We start from the raw sequence: 19,803 nt of genomic DNA, 5'->3' as shown, positions 1-19,803 counted from the left end.
TGCTTCTGCCGAGGGCAGAGTCAGCTGAGCGGCGCCCTCGGGAACCTGCGCTCCTTCTTCTCCGCCGCCTGCTCCGCCTTGACCACGGCCGCGTACTGGTCGACGTACTCCTGCTCGGACAGCGAGAGGATCGCATACATGATCTCGTCGGTGACGGCCCGCAGGACGGCCTTCTCGTCCTCCATGCCGGCGTAGCGGGAGAAGTCGAGCGGCTTGCCGAAGCGGATGACGACGGGGTGGATGTTCGGAATGACCTTGCCGGGCGGCTGCGCCTCGAAGGTGCCGATCATCGCGCAGGGCACGACCGGCACCCCGGCCTTCAGCGCCATCACGGCGACCCCGACCTTGCCCTTGTAGAGCCGCCCGTCGTGCGACCGCGTCCCCTCCGGGTAGATGCCCAGCAGCTCGCCCTTGCTCAGCACCCCGAGTCCCTCGCGGATCGCAACCTGCCCCGCCTTCTTGCCCGAGCGGTCCACCGGGATCTGCCCGGCGCTGCGGAAGAAGAACGCGGTGAGGCGTCCCTTGATGCCGGGCCCGGTGAAGTACTCCGCCTTGGCGAGGAAGGTGATGCGCCGTTTGAGTATCGCCGGCATCAGGAAGTGGTCGGAGAAGGACAGATGGTTCCCTGCGACGATCGCCGGCCCCGACGCCGGCACGTTCTCCAGCCCCTCGATCCGGGGCCGGAAGGCCAGTCTGAGCAGGGGGCCCAGCAGGACGTACTTGAGCAGGTAGTAGAACAAGGGGTCGCTCCTCACTCTGGTGGATCGGCTCAACCGCCGCGTTCTCGCAGGTCAACGGGCGTCTGGTGGGGTGTCAGTGTAAGTGCGTGCGCAGCCGCGGGGAACAGGGCACGGACGTACCCATGCTGACCCATCGCACGCTTTACTGACGGGTACTCAGGCGGCCGGTTGGGTGGTCCCGATGCGGGCGCTGCCTTGTTCGGGCGTGGCCGAGGCGAACGGGGGAGCGGAATCACCGTCCTGACAGGCCGTGGCTTTGAACTTCGCCATGGGGACGGTGATCTGGGATGCGTCACCGCCGGCCGAGACGCCGTCGTAGAGGGCAGTTCCGGGGGTGAGCCGGTCGCGGTCGGCCAGGGTGAAGGAGACGCTCCCCGAAGACCATGAGTCGTCCTTGGTCCAGCCGTAGAGGATGTGGATGGTCCCAGCGGTGAGGGGAGCGCGAGACCTCGACGCGGTCCAGCCGGCGGAGGGAGCGTCGAGGGGCCAGGTGGCGAGACCGGCGCCGAGGGGACGGTCGGCGGTCCATGAACCCACTGTCACCGTACGGTCGGCGTCGGCGCTGTCCACGTAGAGCGCCGCGCCGTCGATCCGGTGTCCGCAGACCATCATGACGCCGAGCAGGTGGCCGTCGCCGGTCACGGAGATGCCGGGGACGGCGTCGACGGGAACCGTGCACCCTGTAGTCGTCGCCAGGGCCGCACCTGCCGCCACCGTTGCCACGAAGCGCCGGAACAGCGGCTTCGAGACCGTCGACTGCATGGAGCCCCCTCCCCCCGGGGAGGGGATCTCTCCATCCGCCCCCTGTACCCCCGGATGCCGGGAACGACCTGCCTCAGGCCGTGCTCCCGCCACCCACTCGTCGCGCCCTCGTTGTGGCCTTGTGTCCGCTGGTCCGGGCCGGCCCATGGGTCTCGTCACTCGAAGAGCGCAGCCCCTCGACGGCCTCGCCGGGCCGTCGGATCTGCGGATCAGGGCCCTGGCCGGTTCCGCGGGCCCGGCAGTGTGCGGGCGGCGTCCTTACGGTGGTGCCATGTCGGTGATCGGTGGCAGGAGCGGGCAGGGGTCCCCGAGCGGGATTCGTAATGTACTGGGTTCGGCCGGGCTGTTCGTGCTGTCGGTCGTGGCCGCGTCCATCGTTCCGCACGAGCACCGGTTCACGCTGCGGTGGTCCGCCCTCGTGCTCGCCGCGGTCGGCTGCTTCGCGCTTCTGTGGCGCCGCCGGCACCCGTTTGTCGTAGCGGCGGTGGCGGTCGGCTGCGGGGTGTGCTTCCAGTTGCTCGGTTTCCGGGAGAGCCCGCTGGTGACCAGCCCGATCGTCGTGTCCGTCTACACGGTCGCCGCGCGGACGGACCGGCGGACCGCCTGGACGGTGGCATCCGCTTCGGCCGTCGTGCTGGTCGGAGCGGCCGTGCTGCACGCGCCGGGATCCTGGCTGGAGCCGGACAACGCCGCGATGCTGGCGTGGACGGCCCTGCCGGCGGCGGTGGGAGACGGGATGCGCTCGCGCCGCGCCTATGTCGCGGCCGTGGAGGAACGGGCGGAGCACGCGGAGCGGACACGTGAACAGGAGGCACGTCAGCGTGTGGCGGCAGAACGGGTCCGGATCGCGCGCGAACTGCACGACGTCGTCGCCCACCACATCGCCCTGATCAACGCTCAGGCCGGCGTCGCTGTCCATCTGGGGCAGCAGCGTCCCGAGCAGATCCTGGCCGCGCTGAAGGACATCCAGGAGACCAGCCGGTCCGCGCTGGATGAACTGCGGGTCACCGTGGGCCTGCTGCGGCAGTCCGACGATCCCGAGGCACCGCGCGACCCGATTCCGGGCCTGGCGCAGGTGCCGGCACTCCTGGCCTCGTTCGAACGTGCGGGCCTGGCCGTACGGTACAGCCGGCACGGTGCCGTCGAGCCACTGGCGTCGGCGGTGGACCTGGCCGCCTACCGCATCGTGCAGGAGGCCTTGACCAATGTGCGCAAGCACGCCGCGGCGGATCACGCCCGACTGTTCCTGCACTACCGCCCTCAGTGGCTGACGATCACCGTCGAGGACGACGGGCGTGCCGAACCGTACGAACCCCGGTCGGGGACCGGTCACGGGCTGATCGGCATGCGTGAGCGGGCGGCCAGCGTGGGCGGGAGACTGACCGCGCGGGCGCGGCCCGGGGGCGGCTTCACCGTGACCGCCGAACTGCCGCTGCGGCCCGGCTCCACGACGAACGAGCCGGTGCCGGACAGACTGCTGGAGGAGAGGCGGGCGTGACGATCCGCGTACTGCTGGCCGATGACCAGGCACTGCTGCGGGGCACCTTCAAGATGCTGTTCGATGCCGCGGAGGACATGGAGACGGTGGGGGAGGCCTCCAACGGGCGCGAAGCCGTGGAACTGGCACAGGCCCATCGCCCCGATGTGGTCCTGATGGACATCCGCATGCCCGACATGGACGGTCTCGACGCCACCCGGCTGATCAGCGAGGCCGACGATCTCGCGACGGTGAAGGTCCTCATCCTGACCACTTTCGAGGACGACGAGTACGTCGCACAGGCGCTGCGAGCGGGTGCGAGCGGCTTTCTGGGCAAGGGGGCACGACCGGAGGAGCTTCTCGACGCCGTGCGCACGGTCGCCGCCGGTGAGGCGCTCCTGTCTCCCGCGGCCACCCGGGCGTTGATCACGCGTTTCCTGGCCCAGCCGGAACCCTGCACCGACGTGGTGCACGAGCGGCTGGCGTGCCTGACTCCCCGCGAACGCGACGTGACCAGGCTCGTCGCGCTGGGTCAGTCGAACGAGGAGATTGCCGAACGTTTGTTCGTCAGTCCGTTGACCGCCAAAACCCACGTGAACCGGGCCATGACCAAGCTCGCGGCCCGCGACCGGGCCCAGCTGGTGGTCATCGCCTACCAGTGCGGCCTGGTCTGTGCGACTACGGAGCCCGCCGACTACTGCGGCCGTAGTACCCAGGAGTGACTGCACGGGGACGACGCGCAGAGGGGGGCTCCTGAGCGAGCCTGGATGCATGACGCAAGGGCTGCGATCCGAGCCACCGTCGCCGGACGTCGTCCGAATCCCTCGGCGTGCCGAAGCGCGCCTTGCGTCGCAGCCCGGAGAGGAGTCCCCCATGTCTGCTTCCCTCGAGGAGTGCCGCGCGCTCCGTGACCTGCTGGCCGGACACGCCCTGAAGCTCCTGGCTCCCCAGGAGGCCAGTGCCGTCATCCCGCACCTGGCGGTCTGCTCCGCATGCAGGGACGAGCATGACTGCCTCGCTGCCGTGGCCGCACACCTGTCCGCTCTGCGTGACGCCCTGGCCGACGGCGGCTCGGGGCACCAGCCGCGCCACGCGTCACCGCGTCAGCGCTGTCGGCGCGGCACGGCCCGCAAGGCCCTGGCCGGGTCGCTCACGCTGTCGCAATGGGTTGACCGGATGGCGTACGTCAGGTGAGCCCGGAAACGAGGCGCAGCCGCTTGCCGCGCGGGCGGCCTTTGAGGGTCCGGCCCCTCCCGGCACCGCGAGAGGGGCCGGAAGGCGGTGCGCGTCAGTGGTACGCGTGCACGACCGCGTGCCCTCTGCCGCGACCGATCATCCACCGGTTCACCGGAGTCGTCAGCACGAAGGCGAGGACCAGGGACACCGCGAGCGAGGCCCAGAACAGCGCCTCGGACACACCCGCGTCCATGGCACCGGGCACGCCCACGACGACGGTGTTGTCGATCAGTTCCATCACGGCGATGGACACCGTGTCCGCGGCCAGGGCCACCTTCAGCGCCTGGCGGACGGGAAGCCCTGCGCGCAGGACGCCCCGCATGGTCAGCGCGTAGCCGAAGACGAAGGCCAGTGCGATCGAGACGACGACAGTGGCCGCGTTGTGCAGGCCGGCGGCCGTGCCGATGACCATGCCCAGGACTTCGCCGACGGTGCATCCCGTCAGGCAGTGCAGGGTCGCCTGCGCGGCCATGCGCCAGGAAGTGCCGGGGGCGTGCTGGTGCTGGTGCGCGGTGTGATCCATCGTCGGCCTCCCCGTGTCGGTGTGCGTCACCCACACACCAACCACATACCCCATGGGGGTATTCCCGTGTCGGGATGGGCGAGGTCAGGGCGGACAAGGCCAGGACGGGCGGCCTTCGGGCCGGCCCGCAGCGTTGTCAGGTGCCGTAGTCACCACTCCTGCGATCCACCGCGTCCCACCGGGACCCGCTCGTGGTCCGCCCGGTACGGCAGTCCGGGTGCAGCGCCGTGTGCCGCCCTGTCTCCGAGCCAGGCCAGGAACGCAACGACGAACAACCCCTCGACCAGCAGCGACAGGGGTCCGTACGGCGATTCCCAGCCGGCTTCGTAGTAACCGCCCGGCAGGCCGACGGTACGCGACAGCGCGAACCCGACGATCATGCCGAGGCTGACCAGCACGCCGGTCAGCCAAGCGGTCAAGGGACGCTTCATCACGACGAGCCCCCCTGCCACGACGAGCATGACGGCGCTCCCCACGGCGAACAGCAGACCGATGTAGAACATCTCCTCGAGGTGATCAGGGACGAGCAAGGTGTGCAGCACCGTGTTGGCGACGGCGCAGGACACGGCCAGCCCCCTCCAGGCGACTTCAGCGGCATTGGTGGAGCGCATGACGAATCCAGGGGTCACATGTATGGATCTCAAGGAGCCTCGGGGGCGAGGAAACGGCTCGACCTACCCGATCCGTGGCGGAGATGGTCAGCGCGGCGCGATCCGGCCGCCATCGCATCCCGATGCCGGCCATGGGGTGTGGCGGAGCCCATGAACGACGCTGATTCCCAGGGAGAAATGCTTCCCGTGAGTCGATACGCACAACGGTCCTCAAGGGATTGGCCGCTTCCCGATCGCGACAACGTCACGTTGGGCCCGCCCGGATCCAAGTCGGCTTCCCTTTCCCCTGTTTCGGACCGATGCCGGATTGACCGCCGACTTCAGTGACGCTCGGTCAGCCGTGTCGCTCGCGCGCACGCCCGCAGGGCGGATCACCCCCGGCGGGTGAGGGCAGCCGTGGCGGAATGTGGTCCGATACCCGTGTGAGCAGGACCGCGGACGATTCGCCCCTGTCGTCGCCGACGGGTGGGACGGTCGGGGACGGCCTCGCGCGCCCCGTGGTCACGGGCGTCACGCGACTGGTCGTGGGTCTGGCCGACATCGCGTCGCAGACCGTCGCGGCGGCGCGCCCCCGGTATCCGCGCCCCGGCCGGCCGGCGCCGCTGGGCGACGCGGTTCTCGGTCTCGCGCTGGAGGTCCAGCGGCGGTCGGTGTCCGCGGTCGTGGGCACGGCCGACCGGGCCGGGAACTGGGCGCGCGCCACGACGCGGCTGCTCGTGCCCCCGACCGTGCTGGGCGCGGTGGACCGCCGCATCGCCGGCTGGAGTGCGCGGGGAGCGGCGGAACGGGCGCGGGCCCGCAACGAGGCACGCCCCCTGGCGCGGGCAGTGCTCCGGGCCCTGACGGCCGCCGTCGTGGACGAGATCGACCTCGATGCGGTGGCCGATCGCCTGGACGTGGACCGCGTGGCCCGGCGCGTCGACCTGGACGCCCTGCTGGCCCGGGTGGATCTCGACTCGGTCCTGAGTCGCGTCGACCTGGACTCCGTGCTGGCCCGCGTCGACGTAGACACCCTCCTGGCCCGCGTCGAGGTAGACAGCCTTTTGGCCCGCGTCGACGTAGACAGCCTCCTGGCCCGCATCGATGTCGATGCCGTCGTCGACCGCATCGACCTCGACGCGGTGGTGGACCGGCTGGACGTGGACCGGGTCGCCCGGCGGATCGACCTCGACGCGGTACTCACCCGGGTGGACCTGGTGACGTACACCGAGCAGGTCCTGGAAGAGCTCGACGTCGGACGCATCGTGAGGGACACCGGCGGCAGCATCACGGCGGAGACGCTGGACGCGTTCCGCGAGCAGAACGCCCGGGCGGACCGGTTCGTGGACCGGATCGCCGAGCGGCTGCTGCACCGCGGGGGGCCGGACGGGGCCGCCCCGACAGCGGCGCCGCCGCCCGGCAAGAGGCCCGGGGAGCCGGGCGGGGGACAGGAGACGCCGTGACCTCGGTGGCACGCATCCATCCTCAGGCGGTGGTCCAGGGCAGGGCCGCCGGGATCGTCTCGCGCGTCGTGGCGGCCGCGGTCGACCTCCTCGTCGTGCTCGGCATGGTCGCGGCTGTCGAGTTCGGGTACGCGGCGCTGCGCTATCTGCTCCTCGGTCCTCCCTTCGCGCTGCCCGACCTCGGCGTCGGGGGCGCCACGGGATTCGGCTCCGCCGTCGCGGTCGTCTATCTCGCGGCCAGCTGGGGCACGGCCGGGCGTACCGTCGGTGACCAGCTGATGGGGCTGCGGGTGACCAGCCGGGCGGGGGCCAGGCTCAGGCCGGCCACCGCCGTGCTGCGGGCCGTGCTGTGCCTCCTCTTCCCGCTGGGTCTGCTGTGGATCCCGGCCAGCCGGCGCCGGGCGTCCGTCCAGGACCTCGTGGTGGGCAGCGCCGTGGTGCACGACTGGTACGGCCGCTCGCGGACCTCCGCGCACCGTCGGCGTGACTGAGCCGGCACGCGCGCCCGTCCGGAGGCGCCGGGCGCCCGAGACGGCAGCCGACCCAGGCCCGGCGGCGGCCACCGGCCGGCGCGCAGGAAGTCGCGCGTCGACGATCTCGTCGGTGGAGGAGACACCGACCGTCCCGGCCCGTCCCGTGAGGCTGCGATCGACGGCCTCCACGCCGAGCGACGCCCTGCCGGCGTAGATGTCCCGGCCACCGGCCACGGCGCGTCGTTCCTCGCCGGCGCAGCGGACGACGTCGCTGACTTGGAAGCCGGCTCGCAACAATCCGGCCCGCTCGCCCGGCGGGGACCGCATGGCGCGGGTGAGCGGACCCGGGTGGCTGATGCCGCGTCAGCCGGTGTAGGCCGCGAAGATCCTCGCGAACTCGTAGGGGGACTGCGGGACGTTCGTGCACTGGTACAGGGCGCCGGTGCAGGCGTTGCGGCCGGGGGGAGCCGCCGCCCCCGATCCCGGACCGCCCGGCGCATCGCCTCGGGCGGATGGCGCGTCCGCACCGGCGGGTCACCGCAACTTCCCTCGCCCCGGCCTCGTACGATGTCCCCGATGCGCAGCGCCGGACAGCAGCCCCAGCGACCGCCCCAGCGGCGGTGGCGTGCGCTGCTCGTACTCGTGGTGCTGGCCGGGCTGCTGGGCATGCACGCTCTGGCGCCCGGTGGCGGTACCGGCCATGCGGAGCACGTCCGCTCCGCGCCCATGGGGGCCGCGCTGACCGCCTCCGACGACTGCCCTGGTGGCGACGGCCACTGCGGTGGCAACCACCTGCACCACGCCGATCCCACCTGCGCGTCCGGGGCCGTGAACGCCGGACCGCAGCTGCCCGCGCTCGCACCCGGCCCCGTGACGGCCCCGGTGCCGACCGGTGCCCTGCGCGCGTGCGCGGTCGGCGCGCCGGACGGTGCCCGTGCGCCGCCCTCCCTGGCGGAACTCCAACTCCTGCGGATCTAGAGGCGCCGACGACCGCATGCGCTGCGGTCGTGCTCCCACGCGTGCCCGAAGACACCTTTCGAACAGCAGGAGTTCAGCATGACCACCCGTACTCCCACGTGCCGTGCCGCCCTCGTCGCGGCGACCGGCCTCGCCTCCCTCGTCCTCGCCGCCTGTGGTGGAGGCGGGGGTGCCGGCGGCGTCCGCGCGGGCCACGGCAGCTCGGCGAACCCGAGCGCGTCCACCGCCACGGCCCACAACGCCCAGGACGTGGCGTTCGCCCAGGGCATGATCCCGCACCACCAGCAGGCCCTGGAGATGGCGCGGCTCGCCGACGGCCGCGCCTCCTCGGCGCGGGTGAAGGACCTCGCCGCGCGCATCGAGAAGGCGCAGGACCCGGAGATCCGCACCATGACCGGCTGGCTGAAGACCTGGGGTGCGCAGGTCCCCATGGCCGGCACGGATCGCTCAGGCCATGCGGGCATGTCGGGTATGTCCGACATGATGAGCGACGACGACATGGCGGCCCTGAAGAAGGCCGGCGGCAAGGACTTCGACACCATGTTCCTGTCCCTGATGGTCGACCATCACCAGGGCGCCGTCGCCATGGCCACCACGGAGAAGAGGAAGGGCGAGTACGGTCCCGCCAAGGGCATGGCGGGCGGTATCGTCAGCGCCCAGAACGCCGAGATCAAGGAGATGAAGCAGCTCCTCGGCGAGGGCGGGAGCAAGGGCTGACCGAGTGGGCAGGGGGCCGGTCGGGTACCGCCGGCCCCCTGCCCCCGCCTCAGTTCCCCTCGGCCAGCACCTTCTCCAGCGCGCCCAGCGCGGAGCGCAGCTCCTCCGCCGTGATGGTCAGCGGGGGCGCCAGCCGGATCGTGGAGCCGTGCGTGTCCTTGGCCAGGACGCCCTCCCGCATCAGGCGTTCACTGATCTGCCGGCCGGTGCCGATGGCCGGGTCGACGTCGACGCCCGCCCACAGCCCGCGCGAGCGGAAACCGGTCACGCCCCTGCCGACCAGCTCGGTCAGCCCGCCGCGCAGGACCACGCCCAGCTCGGCCGCCCGGCGCTGGAACTCACCGCCCTCCAGCAGCTCGACCACCGCCGTGCCGACCGCAGCCGCGAGCGGGTTCCCGCCGAACGTGGAGCCGTGCTCGCCCGGGTGCAGCACACCCAGCACCTCGCGCCGGGCCACCACCGCCGACACCGGCACGATGCCACCGCCGAGCGCCTTGCCGAGCAGCAGCACGTCCGGTACCACGTCCTCGTGCTCGACGGCGAGGGTACGGCCGGTGCGGCCGAGTCCGGACTGGATCTCGTCCGCGATGAACAGGCAGCCCTTGCGGCGGGTCAGCTCCCGGACCCCCGACAGGTAGCCCTCGTCCGGGATGATCACCCCGGCCTCGCCCTGGATGGGCTCCAGCAGCACCGCAGCCGTCGTCTCGTCGACCGCCGCCTCCAGCGCGGCCAGGTCGTTGTAGGGAACGACGCGGAAGCCGGGTGTGAAGGGACCGAAGCCCGCCCGGGCCGACTCGTCCGTGGAGAAGCTGACGATGGTCGTCGTACGGCCGTGGAAGTTCTCCGCCGCGACGACGATGGTCGCCCGGTCGGCGGGGACGCCCTTCACGTCGTACGCCCACTTGCGCGCCACCTTGATGCCGCTCTCCACCGCCTCCGCGCCGGTGTTCATCGGCAGCACCATGTCGAGGCCGGTCAGCTCGGCGAGCCGCTCGGCGAACCCGGCGAGCATGTCGTTGTGGAAGGCGCGGGAGGTGAGGGTGAGCCGGTCGAGCTGGCGGTGCGCGGCCTCGATCAGCGCGGGGTGCCGGTGGCCGAAGTTGAGCGCCGAGTAGCCGGCCAGCATGTCGAGGTAGCGGCGGCCCTCGACGTCCTCCACCCAGGTGCCCTCCGCCCGGGCGACGACCACGGGAAGAGGGTGGTAGTTGTGCGCGAGGACCGGCTCCTCCGCCCGGATCAGGTCGTCGGACGTACGCGTGCGCGCGGGTGCGGTCATCAGCGAATCTCCTGGGTGCAGCACTTGATGCCACCGCCGGCCTTGTGGAACTCCGACAGGTCGACGGGGACGGGGACGTAACCGTGGTCGGCCAGGCGCTCGGCCAGCGCCTCGGCCTGGGGGGCGATGAAGACGTGCCGGCCGTCGGACACCGAGTTCAGGCCGAACGTCATCGCGTCGTCCCGGGTGGCGAGCACCGCGTCCGGATACAGGCGCTTGAGCACCTCCCGGCTGCCCGGCGAGAACGCCTCCGGGTAGTAGACGATGTTGTCGTCGTCGAGGACGAACAGCGCGGTGTCCAGGTGGTAGAAGTACGGGTCCACCAGGGTCAGGCCGATCACCGGATGGCCGAGGAACTCCTGCGCCTCCCGATGGGCCTCGCGGGTGGTGCGGAACCCGGTGCCGGCCAGCACGTACCGGCCCGTCCACACCAGGTCGCCCTCGCCCTCGGTCACCGACTCGGGGCGGTACACGTCGTAGCCTGCCGCCTTGAACCAGGTGTCGTAGTGGACCGACTCGGGGCGCCGCTCCGGCGCGTGGAACAGGGAGCCGAAGACCCGGCCGCCGACGACGAACGCCGCGTTCGCGGCGAACACCATGTCCGGCAGGCCCGGGACCGGATCGACCGCGTCGACGGTGTGACCGTGGGCGCGGTAGGCGCGGATCAGCGCCTGCCACTGCTCCTGGGCCAGATCCACGTCGACGGGCTTGTCGGGATGCATCCAGGGATTGATCGCGTACTGCACGGCGAAGTGCCTGGGTTCACAGACGAGGAAGCGCCGGGCGCGCGGCACACGACTTTCGGCCACAGAGGGTTTCCTCCGCTTTCCTGTGTGTCACTGAGGGGTGACCACCACGGTAGAAACTGAGGGATACGGAGGACAAGAAAGGAAAGCTGCGTGGATGCGCAGCATCGCTGCGTTGTTTCTCCCGACGACGCATGACTCCTGCGTTTGATCCGCGTCATTCCGGTGCGGCGTGGGTGGCGCCCGCTTCCGGGCTTTCCGGGAGGAGGTGGGACAGGACCATCACACTGATCGTCTTCCGGATGAACGGCTCGGCGCGGATCCGCTCCAGCACCTCCTCGAAGTGCTCCACGTCCCGCGCCCGCACGTGCAGCAGTGCGTCCGCGCCACCGGTCACCGTCATGGCCGCGGTGATCTCCGGGTGGTTGCGCACCACCTCCGCCAGGCGCCGCGGCGGGGCCGCGCCCTCGCAGTACACCTCGACGTACGCCTCCGTGCGCCAGCCGAGCGCGGAGGGCTCCACGGTCGCCGTGAACCCGGTGATCACACCGGTCTCGCGCAGTCGGTCCACGCGCCGTTTGACCGCGGTGGACGACAGCCCGATCGCCGCGCCGATCTCGGCGAAGCTGGTCCTGGCGTTCGCCATCAGCGCGGTGATGATCTTTCGGTCGAGGTCGTCGAAGGACGCGGTCCTGCTGTTCATGCGGGCACTGTAATCAGCCCTGCCCGCGGAAGCGGCCCTAGGACTGGGTGAGGACCATGGCGAGTGTCAGCAGCCCCAGCACCACCCATCCGAACCACAGCCAGCCGTTGCTGCCGAGGGCGACCGTGTAGGCCGTGACGACGACGAGCCCGCCGACGGTCATCGCCCCCATCGCCTTCGTGGAACCGTTCGTGGAACCGGGCATCGCGGCACCCTCCTCATGGTCCGTCCTCACCATGGTGCCCCGATTCCCGCCCGGAGGGGATACCGCGGAGTCAGCCCTCGCGCGCGTTGAGGGAGGCCAGATAGGCGTTGTACGCCTCCAGCTCCTTGTCGCCGTCCCGGTCGGCGGCCCGGTCCTTGCGCTTGGCCTGCCGCTGTTCGGAGCGGTACCACTGGAACAGGAGCGCGATCAGCACCAGCACGGACGGGATCTCGCTGAACGCCCAGGCGATGCCGCCGGCCGCGTTCTGGTCGGCGAGCGCGTCGATGCCGAGCGAGGCGGGCGGGTTCCGGAACGTCTCCACCATCGGCGTCGACCCCATCATCAGCGCGATGCCGAAGAACGCGTGGAACGGCATGCCCGCGAACAGCTCCAGCATCCGCATCAGGTACCCGGGCCGGTACGGTCCCGGGTCCACGCCGATGATCGGCCAGAAGAAGACCACGCCCACCGCGAGGAAGTGCACCATCATCGCGACGTGCCCGGTCTTCGACCCCATCAGGAAGTCGAAGATCGGCGTGAAGTACAGGGCGTACAGGCTCGCGATGAACAGCGGGATGGTGAAAGTCGGGTGGGTGATGATCCGCATGTACCGGCTGTGCAGCAGCGCCAGCAGCAGCTCGCGCGGCCCCTTGCGGCCCCTGCCGGCCGGCGGCAGCGCGCGCAGCGCCAGCGTGACCGGGGCGCCCAGCAGGACCAGGATCGGCGACAGCATGCTGATCACCATGTGCTGCACCATGTGCACGCTGAACATGACCATGCCGTAGTCGTTCAGCCTGGTGGACATCATCAGCGCGATGGTCAGCACCCCGACGACGTACGACACCGTACGGGCCGCGGGCCATGCGTCCCCCCGCCGCCGCAGCCGCACCACGCCCCAGCCGTACATACCGAGCCCGAGCAGACAGGCGACGAGGAAGAACGGGTCGGCGGACCACTCGAGCCCCCGCCCCAGCGTGAACGGCGGCAGATCCATGTTCATGCCGTGCCCGCTGTGATCCATCCGGCGGCTCCTGATTCGTGGGGGTTGTGCGTGTCTGTCCGCCCCCAAGAGTAGAACCGCCCCCGGTCACGGCTGCGACCGGGGGCGGGTTGTCTCGGGCGAACTACAGCACGCACTCCGCCTCGTCGTACCGCTCCGCGGGAACCGTCTTCAACATCTCCACGGCCTTGGCCAGGGACACCATCACGATGTCCGTCCCCCGCAGAGCCGTCATCATCCCGAACTCGCCCCGGTGCACCGCCTCCACCGCATGCCACCCGAACCGGGTGGCCAACACGCGGTCGTAAGCGGTCGGCGTGCCACCCCGCTGCACATGCCCGAGGATCACCGGCCGCGCCTCCTTGCCGAGCCGCTGCTCCAGCTCGACCGACAGCTGACGCGCGATCCCCGCGAAACGCTCATGGCCGTAGATGTCCTTGCCGCCCTCGTCGAACTCCATGGAGCCGGGCCGCGGCTTGGCCCCCTCTGCGGCGACCACGATGGCGAACCGCTTGCCCGCCTCGAACCGCGCCCCGACCCGCTTCGTCAACTCGTCGATGTCGAAGGGCCGTTCCGGCACGACGATGGCGTGCGCGCCGGCCGCCATGCCGGAGTGCAGCGCGATCCAGCCGGTGTGCCGGCCCATGACCTCCACGATCAGCACGCGCTGGTGGGACTCGGCGGTGGTCTTCAGCCGGTCCAGGGCCTCGGTGGCGACGCCCACCGCCGTGTCGAAGCCGAAGGTGACGTCCGTGACGGCGATGTCGTTGTCGATGGTCTTGGGCACGCCCACGATGGGCAGGCCGTGGTCCGAGAGCAGGCGGGCCGCCTTCAGCGTTCCCTCGCCGCCGATCGGGATGATCGCGTCAAGGCCCAGCTCCTGGACATGGCCCTTGGCCCGCTCCACACCGTCCCGAAGATGCTCCGGACGGACCCGGGAGGAGCCGAGGATCGTGCCGCCGCGCGCCAGGATGCCGCCCACGGCGTCGAGGTCGAGCTTCATGTAGTCGCATTCCAGGAGGCCCTTCCAGCCGTCCCGGAAACCGATGACCTCGTCGCCGTGGTCGGCGACGGCACGGTGCACGACGGACCGGATGACGGCGTTCAGGCCGGGGCAGTCGCCGCCGGACGTGAGGACACCAATGCGCATAGCCCGAAATACCTTCTCAACGTGGGCCGGGAAACCGGACCACGTCGTCCGGCGGATTCCCGGCCACCCTACCGGCGTGAGGGGGTGGCTCCGTAGCGGGCGTCCGCCTGCTGGACGCCCCCGCACATGTGAGCGGACGGCCCGTCAGGCGGGCTCACCCCGAGGGTGCCGGAAGACGCTGAAAGGTCCCTGACATGACGCTTACGCAGGCTGCTGCGCAACAGTGCCTACGCAGGCTGCTGCGCGGCCGCGATGCGCTCGTTGCGGAGCGCCTCGTACCACCGGTCGTCGATCGGGGGCAGCGCGTTGACATCGAGGGCCAGCTTCAGCAGCAGGTCGGCGATCTGCGGGTTGCGGGCCAGCACGGGCCCGTGCATGTACGTGCCGAAGACCGTCCCGTTGTACGCGCCCTCCGTGCCGTCCCCGGTGCCGTTGCCCTTGCCGATCTGCAGCCGGGCGAAGGGACGGGCGCTCGCACCGAGATGGGTGACGCCCTGGTGGTTCTCGAAGCCGGTGAGCGGGGGCAGGCCGAGCTGCGGGTCGATGTCCGCGAGGACGTCGCCGACGCACCGCTCGCCCTCGCCGCGCACCGACACCACGTCGAGCAGGCCGAGGCCCGGCTCGCGCTGGCCGAGGTCGTTGATGAACTCGTGGCCCAGGATCTGGTAGCCGGCGCAGACGGAGAAGACGATCGCGCCGTTCTCCACCGCGCGGTGCAGATGGCCGTCGCGGCGCAGCCGCTCGGCCGCGAGCCGCTGCGGCCGGTCCTCGCCGCCGCCGATCAGGTAGATGTCGCCGGAGGTCGGGATCGGCTGGTCGCTGCGCACGTCCAGCCGGGCCACGTCCAGGCCGCGCTGCCGCGCCCGGCGTTCCACGACGAGCGCGTTGCCCTGGTCGCCGTAGGTGCTCAGCAGGTCCGGGTAGATCCACACCAGCCGCAGTTGGTTGTCGCTCATGAGGTGATCGCCCTTCGAAGATCAGTTGCCGACGCGGCGGCGCAGGTCCTGGAACGCGGTGTAGTTCGCGATGACCTCGATGCGCCCCGGCGGGGCCGTCTCGACGGCCTGGTCGAGGTTGTCGCAGACCTGGAAGTGCTGGTTCGCGACCTCCAGACGGACGGCGAGGTCCAGCTTGCGGTCACCGATGACGAAGATCGGGTGCCCGGTCAGGCGGGTGTAGTCGACGTCCCACAGCCAGGAGGTGTCGGTGCCGTCGGCCCCCCGCGCGTTCACGGAGAGGATCACCGGGGTGGGTGGCGGGTCGATCAGGGAGAACGTCTCCAGCCAGCCGGCCGGGTTCTTGGCCAGCAGCAGCCGCAGATCACGGTTCTGGAACTGGACGACGTCGTACCGTCCCGCGACGGCCTGCACCTGGTACATCCGCTCCAGGGCGACCTGCGGCGGCACCCCGAAGACGGCGGCGACGGCCGCGGAGCTGGCCGCGTTCGCCTTGTTGGCGCGCCCCGGCAGCTGCAGGTGGATCGGCCACGCAGACCCGTGCGGATCCAGCACGTGGTCGCCGGAGAGCGCCCAGGTGGGCGTCGGCCGGCGGAAGCCGCACTCGCCGCAGAACCAGTCGTCGCCGGGGCGCTGCATCACGCCACCGCACGACGGGCAGGACCAGGCGTCGTCCTTCCACATCTGCCCGGCCGCGACCCAGATCACATTCGGGGAGGAGGACGCGGCCCACACCACCAGTGGGTCGTCACAGTTGGCGACGATGACGGCCTTGGACCCGGCCAGGCCCTCACGCCAGTTCTCGGCCAGCATGCGGGTCTCGGCGGCGCGGTCCAACTGGTCGCGGGAGAGGTTCAGCAGGGCGATGCACTTGGGGCCGGTGTCCCGGGCGACGCCGGCGAGGTACTTCTCGTCGACCTCGATGACCCCGAACTTTGCCTCCGAGCCGCCCGCGAGCGCGGAGGTGATACCGGCCGGCATGTTGGCGCCGAGCGCGTTCGACACGACCGGGCCCGCGGCGCGCAGCGCCTCCGCGATGAGCCGGGTGGTCGTGGTCTTGCCGTTGGTGGCGGACACCAGGACGACGTCCAGGTTCTGCGCGAGCCGTCCGAGGAGGTCGGGGTCGAGTTTCAGCGCGACCCGGCCACCGATCACCGAACCGCTGCCGCGCCCCGCGGCGCGTGATGCCGCGGCGACCGCCTTGCCCGCCGTAACGGCCAGCTTGGCCCGCGGCGAGAGCGGGTCCGAGTTGCCTGCCATCAGTTCTCGATCCTCCTTGCGTACGCGCCGCGCCTGGGGCCATCCGGCAACGTGGTGTGAACCTGAAGCCTATCGAGATCCATTCGCACACCCGAATCCCGGCCCACACCTGTGCGGCGGGCATGAGCTGAACGAACCGTACCCTTGCCGCCATGCGACACGGCTCGATCCCGGGCGCCCACGGGCGCGTCCGGCCCCTTTCCCTGCTCCCGGACTCCGTCCTGCGCGAGCCCTGCCGGGAGGCCACCGCCTTCGGCCCCGAACTGGCGGATCTCGTGGAGGACTTGTTCGCGACCATGTACGCGGCGCAGGGGGTGGGCCTGGCCGCCAACCAGATCGGGGTGCCTTTGCGGGTGTTCGTGTACGACTGCCCGGACGACGAGGATGTGCGGCATCTCGGGCATGTGGTGAACCCGCGTCTGGTGGAGGCGGACGGCGTGGTGATCCGGGGCCCGGAGAGCTGTCTGTCCCTGCCGGGCCTGGAGGCGGGCACGGAGCGTTACGACCATGCGGTCGTGGAGGGTTTCACGGTGACCGGGGAGCCGGTCACCGTCCACGGCACCGGCTTCTTCGCCAGGTGTCTGCAGCATGAGTGCGACCACCTGGACGGCACGGTGTACGCCGACCGCCTGTCGGGCCGGCGCCACCGCAGACTGATGAGACAGATCTCCCGATCTTCATGGCACCGGGCAGGTGGGCCTGCCTGAGGGGGCGCTGGTGCTGTGCCCGCTGTGCGGCGCCCCCACGCGGGCGCGGGCAAGCCCCGCTCCCGCATCCGGGACACGACAGTCAGAACCCCGGACCGCCCATCTTGTCCCCGGCCGCCGCAAGACGCCCCCACAACAGGTCCGCGAGCGACCTCACCAACTCGGCACGGGTGCACGGCCGCTCCCCGAGCCACCAGTCCCCGGCCGCATGCATCATCCCGACGATCCCATGCCCCCACACCCGGGCCAGCCGCTGACTGCCGGGTCCGAGATCCACGCGTTCCTCGATGACCTGGGCCAGCTCCTCTCCCATCCGCCGAAGCAGGGGAGCGCTGTGCTTGCCCACGTCGAACCCGTGGTCGCCGCCTGTGCTGCCCTCGGCCGGATGCATGAGGAACCGATACACCTGGGGGCGTGCCTCGATGGCCGTGAGATACGTGTCCAGGGTGGCCTCGACCCGCTCCCGCCGATCCGCCGGGGCGTCCAGCGCCGCCCGCAGCGAGTCGAGCAGTGCGTCGGTGTGCCGCTTGGCAAGCGCGGCGTAAAGTCCGCCCTTGTCGCCGAAGTGGCGGTAGAGGATCGGCTTCGTGATGCCCGCCTCCGCCGCGATCGCGTTCATCGAGGCCTGTGGGCCGTCGCGCAGCACCACCCGGTCGGCGGCTTCCAGCAGCTCGCGCCGTCGGCGGTCGGCGGACCGCTGCTGATCGGTCCGCTGCGTGGTGTCCATGTGCTCTCCCCACCCGTGCTGATTCGGTGACGCCTGCGCAAACTAGCACTGTCCATGCCCCTGACATCGAACGGGATGCCGAGGCGCCTTCGGGAGTTGACTTTTCCTACCGGTCAGTAACAGACTCGGGTTACCGCTAGTAACACCGCACTACCGCCGCTGGAGGGGACATGGCCGAGTTCACCATGGAGCTCAACGACGAACAGAAGGAGGTCCGGGACTGGCTGCACGGTTTCGCCGCCGACGTCATCCGCCCCGCGGCCGCCGAATGGGACGAGCGTGAGGAGACTCCTTGGCCGGTCATTCAGGAGGCCGCGAAGGTCGGCATCTACTCCCTCGACTTCTACGCGCAGCAGTACTTCGACTCCACCGGCCTCGGAATTCCCCTGGCCATGGAGGAGCTGTTCTGGGGCGACGCCGGCATCGCCCTCTCCATTGTGGGCACGGGACTCGCGGCCGTGGGCGTTCTCGCCAACGGAACCGAGGAACAGATCGGCACCTGGATACCCCAGATGTACGGCGACGCGAACGACGTCAAGGTCGCCGCGTTCTGCTCCTCCGAGCCCGACGCCGGCTCCGACGTCGCCTCCCTGCGCACGCGTGCTGTGTACGACGAGGCCAAGGACGAGTGGGTGATCAACGGCACGAAGACCTGGGCGACCAACGGCGGCATCGCCAACGTCCACGTGGTCGTCGCCAGCGTCGACCCGGAGCTGGGCTCCAAGGGCCACGCCTCCTTCATCGTCCCGCCGGGCACGCCGGGCCTCGCCCAGGGCCAGAAGTTCAAGAAGCACGGCATCCGCGCCTCGCACACCGCCGAGGTCATCCTCGACAACGTCCGCGTCCCCGGTTCCTGCCTGCTCGGCGGCAAGGAGAAGCTGGACGAGCGGCTCGCCCGGGCCCGGGAGAAGGCCAAGGCGGGCGGTGAGCGGGTGAAGAACGCGGCGATGGCCACGTTCGAGGCGAGTCGGCCCGCCGTTGGAGCCATGGCGGTGGGCACCGCCCGGGCCGCATATGAAGTGGCTCTCGACTACGCCAGGACCCGGGAGCAGTTCGGGCGGCCGATCATCGACAACCAGGGGGTCGCCTTCCAGCTGGCGGACATGCGCACGCAGATCGACGCGGCCCGTCTGCTGGTGTGGCGGGCCTCGTGGATGGCGGTCAACGGCAAGCCGTTCACGGCGGCCGAGGGGTCGATGTCGAAGCTGTTCGCCAGTGAGACGGCGAAGAAGGTGACCGCGCAGGCGATTCAGATCCTCGGCGGCAACGGGTACACCCGTGAGTACCCGGTGGAGCGGATGCACCGGGACTCCGCGATCTACACCATCTTCGAGGGTACGAGCGAGATCCAGCGGCTCGTCATCGCGCGCACCTTGGCCGGGATGCCCATTCGGTAGCACCGTCGGGGTGCTGCGCGATCCGGTCCGCGCGTTCCTCGCGGCCGGTCGCGCCCCCGGCGGAGCCGCGTGTGGAACACGGCCCCGCGCCCCTGGGGGCGGCACTCACCGGTGCCGCAGAGGCGTGAGCTGCTGGATGTCGTACTTCGCCCTCAGCGCCCCGATGGCCTCCTGGTCCGGTGGGCCGCCGTCCCCCAGTATCTCCAGCAGCTCCTCGAAGTAGCGCTCGTGGTCCGGTGGGGGAGACGCCTGGAAGAACATCTTGGCGGGCTCGTCCGTCGGGTTGGCGAAGGCGTGCGGGCACCCCGGTGGTACGACGATGACCGTGCCCGGAGTCGCACGGACCACCCGACTGCCCGAAGTCGACTCCCACCGCTGCCAGTTGTCCGGGGTACGGATGCGCGGCTCGAAGGCGAGCACGTCGAGTTCGCCCTCCAGGACGTAGAACAACTCCTCGCTGCGCGTGTGTACATGGGCGCCGACGTCGAAGCCCGGCGGGACGTCCACCTCGAAGGTGGAGGCCATCCGCGAGTGCGTGCCGGTCACCTTGAACGTCACCCGCTGGGCGGGCGTCTCCACGACACGGCCCTGGCCCGGCGGGACGAGCAGCCCCTCGAACCGCTCCGTCTCCTGGACCGGCGCGTCCGCCTGGGCCGGTGCCGCCCCTCGGGCCGCGGGCCCTTCCGGTACCGCCAGTCCTTCGGTCCTGGTCATCTG

The 19,803-nt window shown here is 70.8% G+C and carries 23 protein-coding genes; 9 read left to right on the top strand and 14 right to left on the bottom strand.

From position 1 onward, the window contains the following. Positions 1–20: 20 nt before the first annotated feature. A complete protein-coding gene (locus ACFZDC_RS28305) occupies positions 21–740 on the bottom strand; it encodes a 1-acyl-sn-glycerol-3-phosphate acyltransferase (protein WP_391328323.1) in 720 nt (239 codons plus the stop codon). Between the two features lie 156 nt (positions 741–896). Then, positions 897–1,502, bottom strand: a complete 606-nt coding sequence (locus ACFZDC_RS28300; RefSeq protein WP_391328322.1) for a hypothetical protein — start codon at positions 1,500–1,502, stop codon at positions 897–899. 271 nt (positions 1,503–1,773) lie between these two features. On the opposite strand from ACFZDC_RS28300, the gene ACFZDC_RS28295 reads away from it, so the two are divergent. From ACFZDC_RS28295 to ACFZDC_RS28285, 3 genes are all read left to right on the top strand, one after another. Continuing rightward, positions 1,774–3,000 (top strand): histidine kinase, encoded by a 1,227-nt coding sequence (locus ACFZDC_RS28295; RefSeq protein WP_391328320.1) that lies wholly within the window; start codon positions 1,774–1,776, stop codon positions 2,998–3,000. Beyond that, on the top strand, positions 2,997–3,701 hold the full coding sequence (locus ACFZDC_RS28290) for a response regulator (RefSeq protein ID WP_391328318.1): 705 nt from the start codon (positions 2,997–2,999) through the stop codon (positions 3,699–3,701). The genes ACFZDC_RS28295 and ACFZDC_RS28290 overlap by 4 nt, the downstream gene beginning before the upstream one ends. Before the next feature lie 151 nt (positions 3,702–3,852). Beyond that, the gene (locus ACFZDC_RS28285) at positions 3,853–4,173 is read left to right on the top strand and encodes a zf-HC2 domain-containing protein (RefSeq protein WP_391328316.1); all 321 of its coding nucleotides are present in this window, start codon (positions 3,853–3,855) and stop codon (positions 4,171–4,173) included. A 94-nt stretch (positions 4,174–4,267) separates the two neighbouring features. Here the strand turns inward: ACFZDC_RS28285 and ACFZDC_RS28280 are convergent, their stop codons facing one another. Beyond that, a complete protein-coding gene (locus ACFZDC_RS28280; protein ID WP_391328314.1) occupies positions 4,268–4,738 on the bottom strand; it encodes a DUF4396 domain-containing protein in 471 nt (156 codons plus the stop codon). 149 nt (positions 4,739–4,887) lie between these two features. Further along, a complete protein-coding gene (locus ACFZDC_RS28275) occupies positions 4,888–5,349 on the bottom strand; it encodes a hypothetical protein (protein WP_391328312.1) in 462 nt (153 codons plus the stop codon). 422 nt (positions 5,350–5,771) lie between these two features. Between ACFZDC_RS28275 and ACFZDC_RS28270 the strand changes: the two genes are divergently transcribed. The 4 genes from ACFZDC_RS28270 to ACFZDC_RS28255 all read left to right on the top strand — a co-directional run bounded on the left by ACFZDC_RS28270 (position 5,772) and on the right by ACFZDC_RS28255 (position 8,959). Next, the gene (locus ACFZDC_RS28270; RefSeq protein WP_391328310.1) at positions 5,772–6,791 is read left to right on the top strand and encodes a hypothetical protein; all 1,020 of its coding nucleotides are present in this window, start codon (positions 5,772–5,774) and stop codon (positions 6,789–6,791) included. Continuing rightward, complete coding sequence (locus ACFZDC_RS28265) at positions 6,788–7,282, top strand: RDD family protein (RefSeq protein WP_391328308.1); 495 nt, start codon at positions 6,788–6,790, stop codon at positions 7,280–7,282. Before ACFZDC_RS28270 ends, ACFZDC_RS28265 begins: the two co-directional genes overlap by 4 nt. Positions 7,283–7,840: 558 nt before the next feature. Then, positions 7,841–8,242: a DUF6153 family protein gene (locus ACFZDC_RS28260; protein WP_391328306.1), complete on the top strand. Its 402-nt coding sequence runs from the start codon at positions 7,841–7,843 to the stop codon at positions 8,240–8,242. A 78-nt stretch (positions 8,243–8,320) separates the two neighbouring features. After that, positions 8,321–8,959, top strand: a complete 639-nt coding sequence (locus tag ACFZDC_RS28255) for a DUF305 domain-containing protein (protein ID WP_391328304.1) — start codon at positions 8,321–8,323, stop codon at positions 8,957–8,959. A gap of 49 nt (positions 8,960–9,008) precedes the next feature. On the opposite strand, the gene rocD is transcribed toward ACFZDC_RS28255, so the two are convergent. The 8 genes from rocD to ACFZDC_RS28215 all read right to left on the bottom strand — a co-directional run bounded on the left by rocD (position 9,009) and on the right by ACFZDC_RS28215 (position 16,255). Next, complete coding sequence (gene rocD / locus ACFZDC_RS28250) at positions 9,009–10,235, bottom strand: ornithine--oxo-acid transaminase (RefSeq protein ID WP_391328302.1); 1,227 nt, start codon at positions 10,233–10,235, stop codon at positions 9,009–9,011. Further along, positions 10,235–11,044, bottom strand: a complete 810-nt coding sequence (ddaH, locus tag ACFZDC_RS28245; RefSeq protein ID WP_391328300.1) for a dimethylargininase — start codon at positions 11,042–11,044, stop codon at positions 10,235–10,237. The genes rocD and ddaH overlap by 1 nt, the downstream gene beginning before the upstream one ends. Before the next feature lie 154 nt (positions 11,045–11,198). Further along, positions 11,199–11,684: an AsnC family transcriptional regulator gene (locus tag ACFZDC_RS28240; RefSeq protein ID WP_391328298.1), complete on the bottom strand. Its 486-nt coding sequence runs from the start codon at positions 11,682–11,684 to the stop codon at positions 11,199–11,201. Positions 11,685–11,721: 37 nt separating this feature from the next. Beyond that, the gene (locus ACFZDC_RS28235; RefSeq protein ID WP_391328295.1) at positions 11,722–11,889 is read right to left on the bottom strand and encodes a hypothetical protein; all 168 of its coding nucleotides are present in this window, start codon (positions 11,887–11,889) and stop codon (positions 11,722–11,724) included. Positions 11,890–11,959: 70 nt separating this feature from the next. Continuing rightward, positions 11,960–12,910 carry a cytochrome c oxidase assembly protein gene (locus ACFZDC_RS28230; protein ID WP_391328294.1) on the bottom strand — a complete coding sequence of 317 codons (951 nt, stop codon included), beginning with the start codon at positions 12,908–12,910 and terminating at the stop codon, positions 11,960–11,962. A gap of 103 nt (positions 12,911–13,013) precedes the next feature. Next, a complete protein-coding gene (locus ACFZDC_RS28225) occupies positions 13,014–14,039 on the bottom strand; it encodes an ATP-dependent 6-phosphofructokinase (protein ID WP_391328292.1) in 1,026 nt (341 codons plus the stop codon). A 227-nt stretch (positions 14,040–14,266) separates the two neighbouring features. Then, positions 14,267–14,995, bottom strand: a complete 729-nt coding sequence (locus tag ACFZDC_RS28220; RefSeq protein ID WP_391328290.1) for a type 1 glutamine amidotransferase — start codon at positions 14,993–14,995, stop codon at positions 14,267–14,269. Between the two features lie 21 nt (positions 14,996–15,016). Next, on the bottom strand, positions 15,017–16,255 hold the full coding sequence (locus ACFZDC_RS28215; RefSeq protein WP_391328288.1) for a MurT ligase domain-containing protein: 1,239 nt from the start codon (positions 16,253–16,255) through the stop codon (positions 15,017–15,019). A gap of 152 nt (positions 16,256–16,407) precedes the next feature. Here ACFZDC_RS28215 and def point away from each other — a divergent pair, with 152 nt between their 5' ends. Then, positions 16,408–16,962: a peptide deformylase gene (gene def / locus ACFZDC_RS28210; protein WP_391328287.1), complete on the top strand. Its 555-nt coding sequence runs from the start codon at positions 16,408–16,410 to the stop codon at positions 16,960–16,962. A gap of 82 nt (positions 16,963–17,044) precedes the next feature. Here the strand turns inward: def and ACFZDC_RS28205 are convergent, their stop codons facing one another. Then, positions 17,045–17,689, bottom strand: coding sequence for a TetR family transcriptional regulator (locus tag ACFZDC_RS28205; RefSeq protein ID WP_391328285.1), 645 nt, complete (start codon positions 17,687–17,689; stop codon positions 17,045–17,047). A 170-nt stretch (positions 17,690–17,859) separates the two neighbouring features. Between ACFZDC_RS28205 and ACFZDC_RS28200 the strand changes: the two genes are divergently transcribed. Next, positions 17,860–19,086, top strand: coding sequence for an acyl-CoA dehydrogenase family protein (locus ACFZDC_RS28200; protein WP_391328283.1), 1,227 nt, complete (start codon positions 17,860–17,862; stop codon positions 19,084–19,086). A 105-nt stretch (positions 19,087–19,191) separates the two neighbouring features. Here ACFZDC_RS28200 and ACFZDC_RS28195 read toward each other — a convergent pair whose 3' ends face one another. Then, complete coding sequence (locus ACFZDC_RS28195) at positions 19,192–19,800, bottom strand: cupin domain-containing protein (RefSeq protein WP_391328281.1); 609 nt, start codon at positions 19,798–19,800, stop codon at positions 19,192–19,194. Between the last annotated feature and the right edge of the window lie 3 nt (positions 19,801–19,803).

This window comes from Streptomyces sp. NPDC007905 (genome assembly GCF_042959345.1).
Classification (GTDB): Bacteria; Actinomycetota; Actinomycetes; order Streptomycetales; family Streptomycetaceae; genus Streptomyces.
Note: the sequence above shows the minus strand (reverse complement) of the source record. Positions and strands in the feature narration are given on the sequence as shown.

What these genes read in the sequence shown, in the direction of transcription:
- ACFZDC_RS28225 (WP_391328292.1), bottom strand. Translation starts at nt 14,039, where the DNA reads ATGCGCATTGGTGTCCTCACGTCCGGCGGCGACTGCCCCGGCCTGAAC.
- ACFZDC_RS28200 (WP_391328283.1), top strand. Translation starts at nt 17,860, where the DNA reads ATGGCCGAGTTCACCATGGAGCTCAACGACGAACAGAAGGAGGTCCGG.
- ACFZDC_RS28195 (WP_391328281.1), bottom strand. Translation starts at nt 19,800, where the DNA reads ATGACCAGGACCGAAGGACTGGCGGTACCGGAAGGGCCCGCGGCCCGA.
- ACFZDC_RS28215 (WP_391328288.1), bottom strand. Translation starts at nt 16,255, where the DNA reads ATGGCAGGCAACTCGGACCCGCTCTCGCCGCGGGCCAAGCTGGCCGTT.
- rocD (WP_391328302.1), bottom strand. Translation starts at nt 10,235, where the DNA reads ATGACCGCACCCGCGCGCACGCGTACGTCCGACGACCTGATCCGGGCG.
- ACFZDC_RS28235 (WP_391328295.1), bottom strand. Translation starts at nt 11,889, where the DNA reads ATGCCCGGTTCCACGAACGGTTCCACGAAGGCGATGGGGGCGATGACC.
- ACFZDC_RS28295 (WP_391328320.1), top strand. Translation starts at nt 1,774, where the DNA reads ATGTCGGTGATCGGTGGCAGGAGCGGGCAGGGGTCCCCGAGCGGGATT.
- ACFZDC_RS28285 (WP_391328316.1), top strand. Translation starts at nt 3,853, where the DNA reads ATGTCTGCTTCCCTCGAGGAGTGCCGCGCGCTCCGTGACCTGCTGGCC.
- ACFZDC_RS28275 (WP_391328312.1), bottom strand. Translation starts at nt 5,349, where the DNA reads ATGCGCTCCACCAATGCCGCTGAAGTCGCCTGGAGGGGGCTGGCCGTG.
- ACFZDC_RS28220 (WP_391328290.1), bottom strand. Translation starts at nt 14,995, where the DNA reads ATGAGCGACAACCAACTGCGGCTGGTGTGGATCTACCCGGACCTGCTG.
- ACFZDC_RS28255 (WP_391328304.1), top strand. Translation starts at nt 8,321, where the DNA reads ATGACCACCCGTACTCCCACGTGCCGTGCCGCCCTCGTCGCGGCGACC.
- ACFZDC_RS28205 (WP_391328285.1), bottom strand. Translation starts at nt 17,689, where the DNA reads ATGGACACCACGCAGCGGACCGATCAGCAGCGGTCCGCCGACCGCCGA.
- ACFZDC_RS28260 (WP_391328306.1), top strand. Translation starts at nt 7,841, where the DNA reads ATGCGCAGCGCCGGACAGCAGCCCCAGCGACCGCCCCAGCGGCGGTGG.
- ACFZDC_RS28240 (WP_391328298.1), bottom strand. Translation starts at nt 11,684, where the DNA reads ATGAACAGCAGGACCGCGTCCTTCGACGACCTCGACCGAAAGATCATC.
- ACFZDC_RS28300 (WP_391328322.1), bottom strand. Translation starts at nt 1,502, where the DNA reads ATGCAGTCGACGGTCTCGAAGCCGCTGTTCCGGCGCTTCGTGGCAACG.
- ACFZDC_RS28280 (WP_391328314.1), bottom strand. Translation starts at nt 4,738, where the DNA reads ATGGATCACACCGCGCACCAGCACCAGCACGCCCCCGGCACTTCCTGG.
- ACFZDC_RS28230 (WP_391328294.1), bottom strand. Translation starts at nt 12,910, where the DNA reads ATGGATCACAGCGGGCACGGCATGAACATGGATCTGCCGCCGTTCACG.
- def (WP_391328287.1), top strand. Translation starts at nt 16,408, where the DNA reads ATGCGACACGGCTCGATCCCGGGCGCCCACGGGCGCGTCCGGCCCCTT.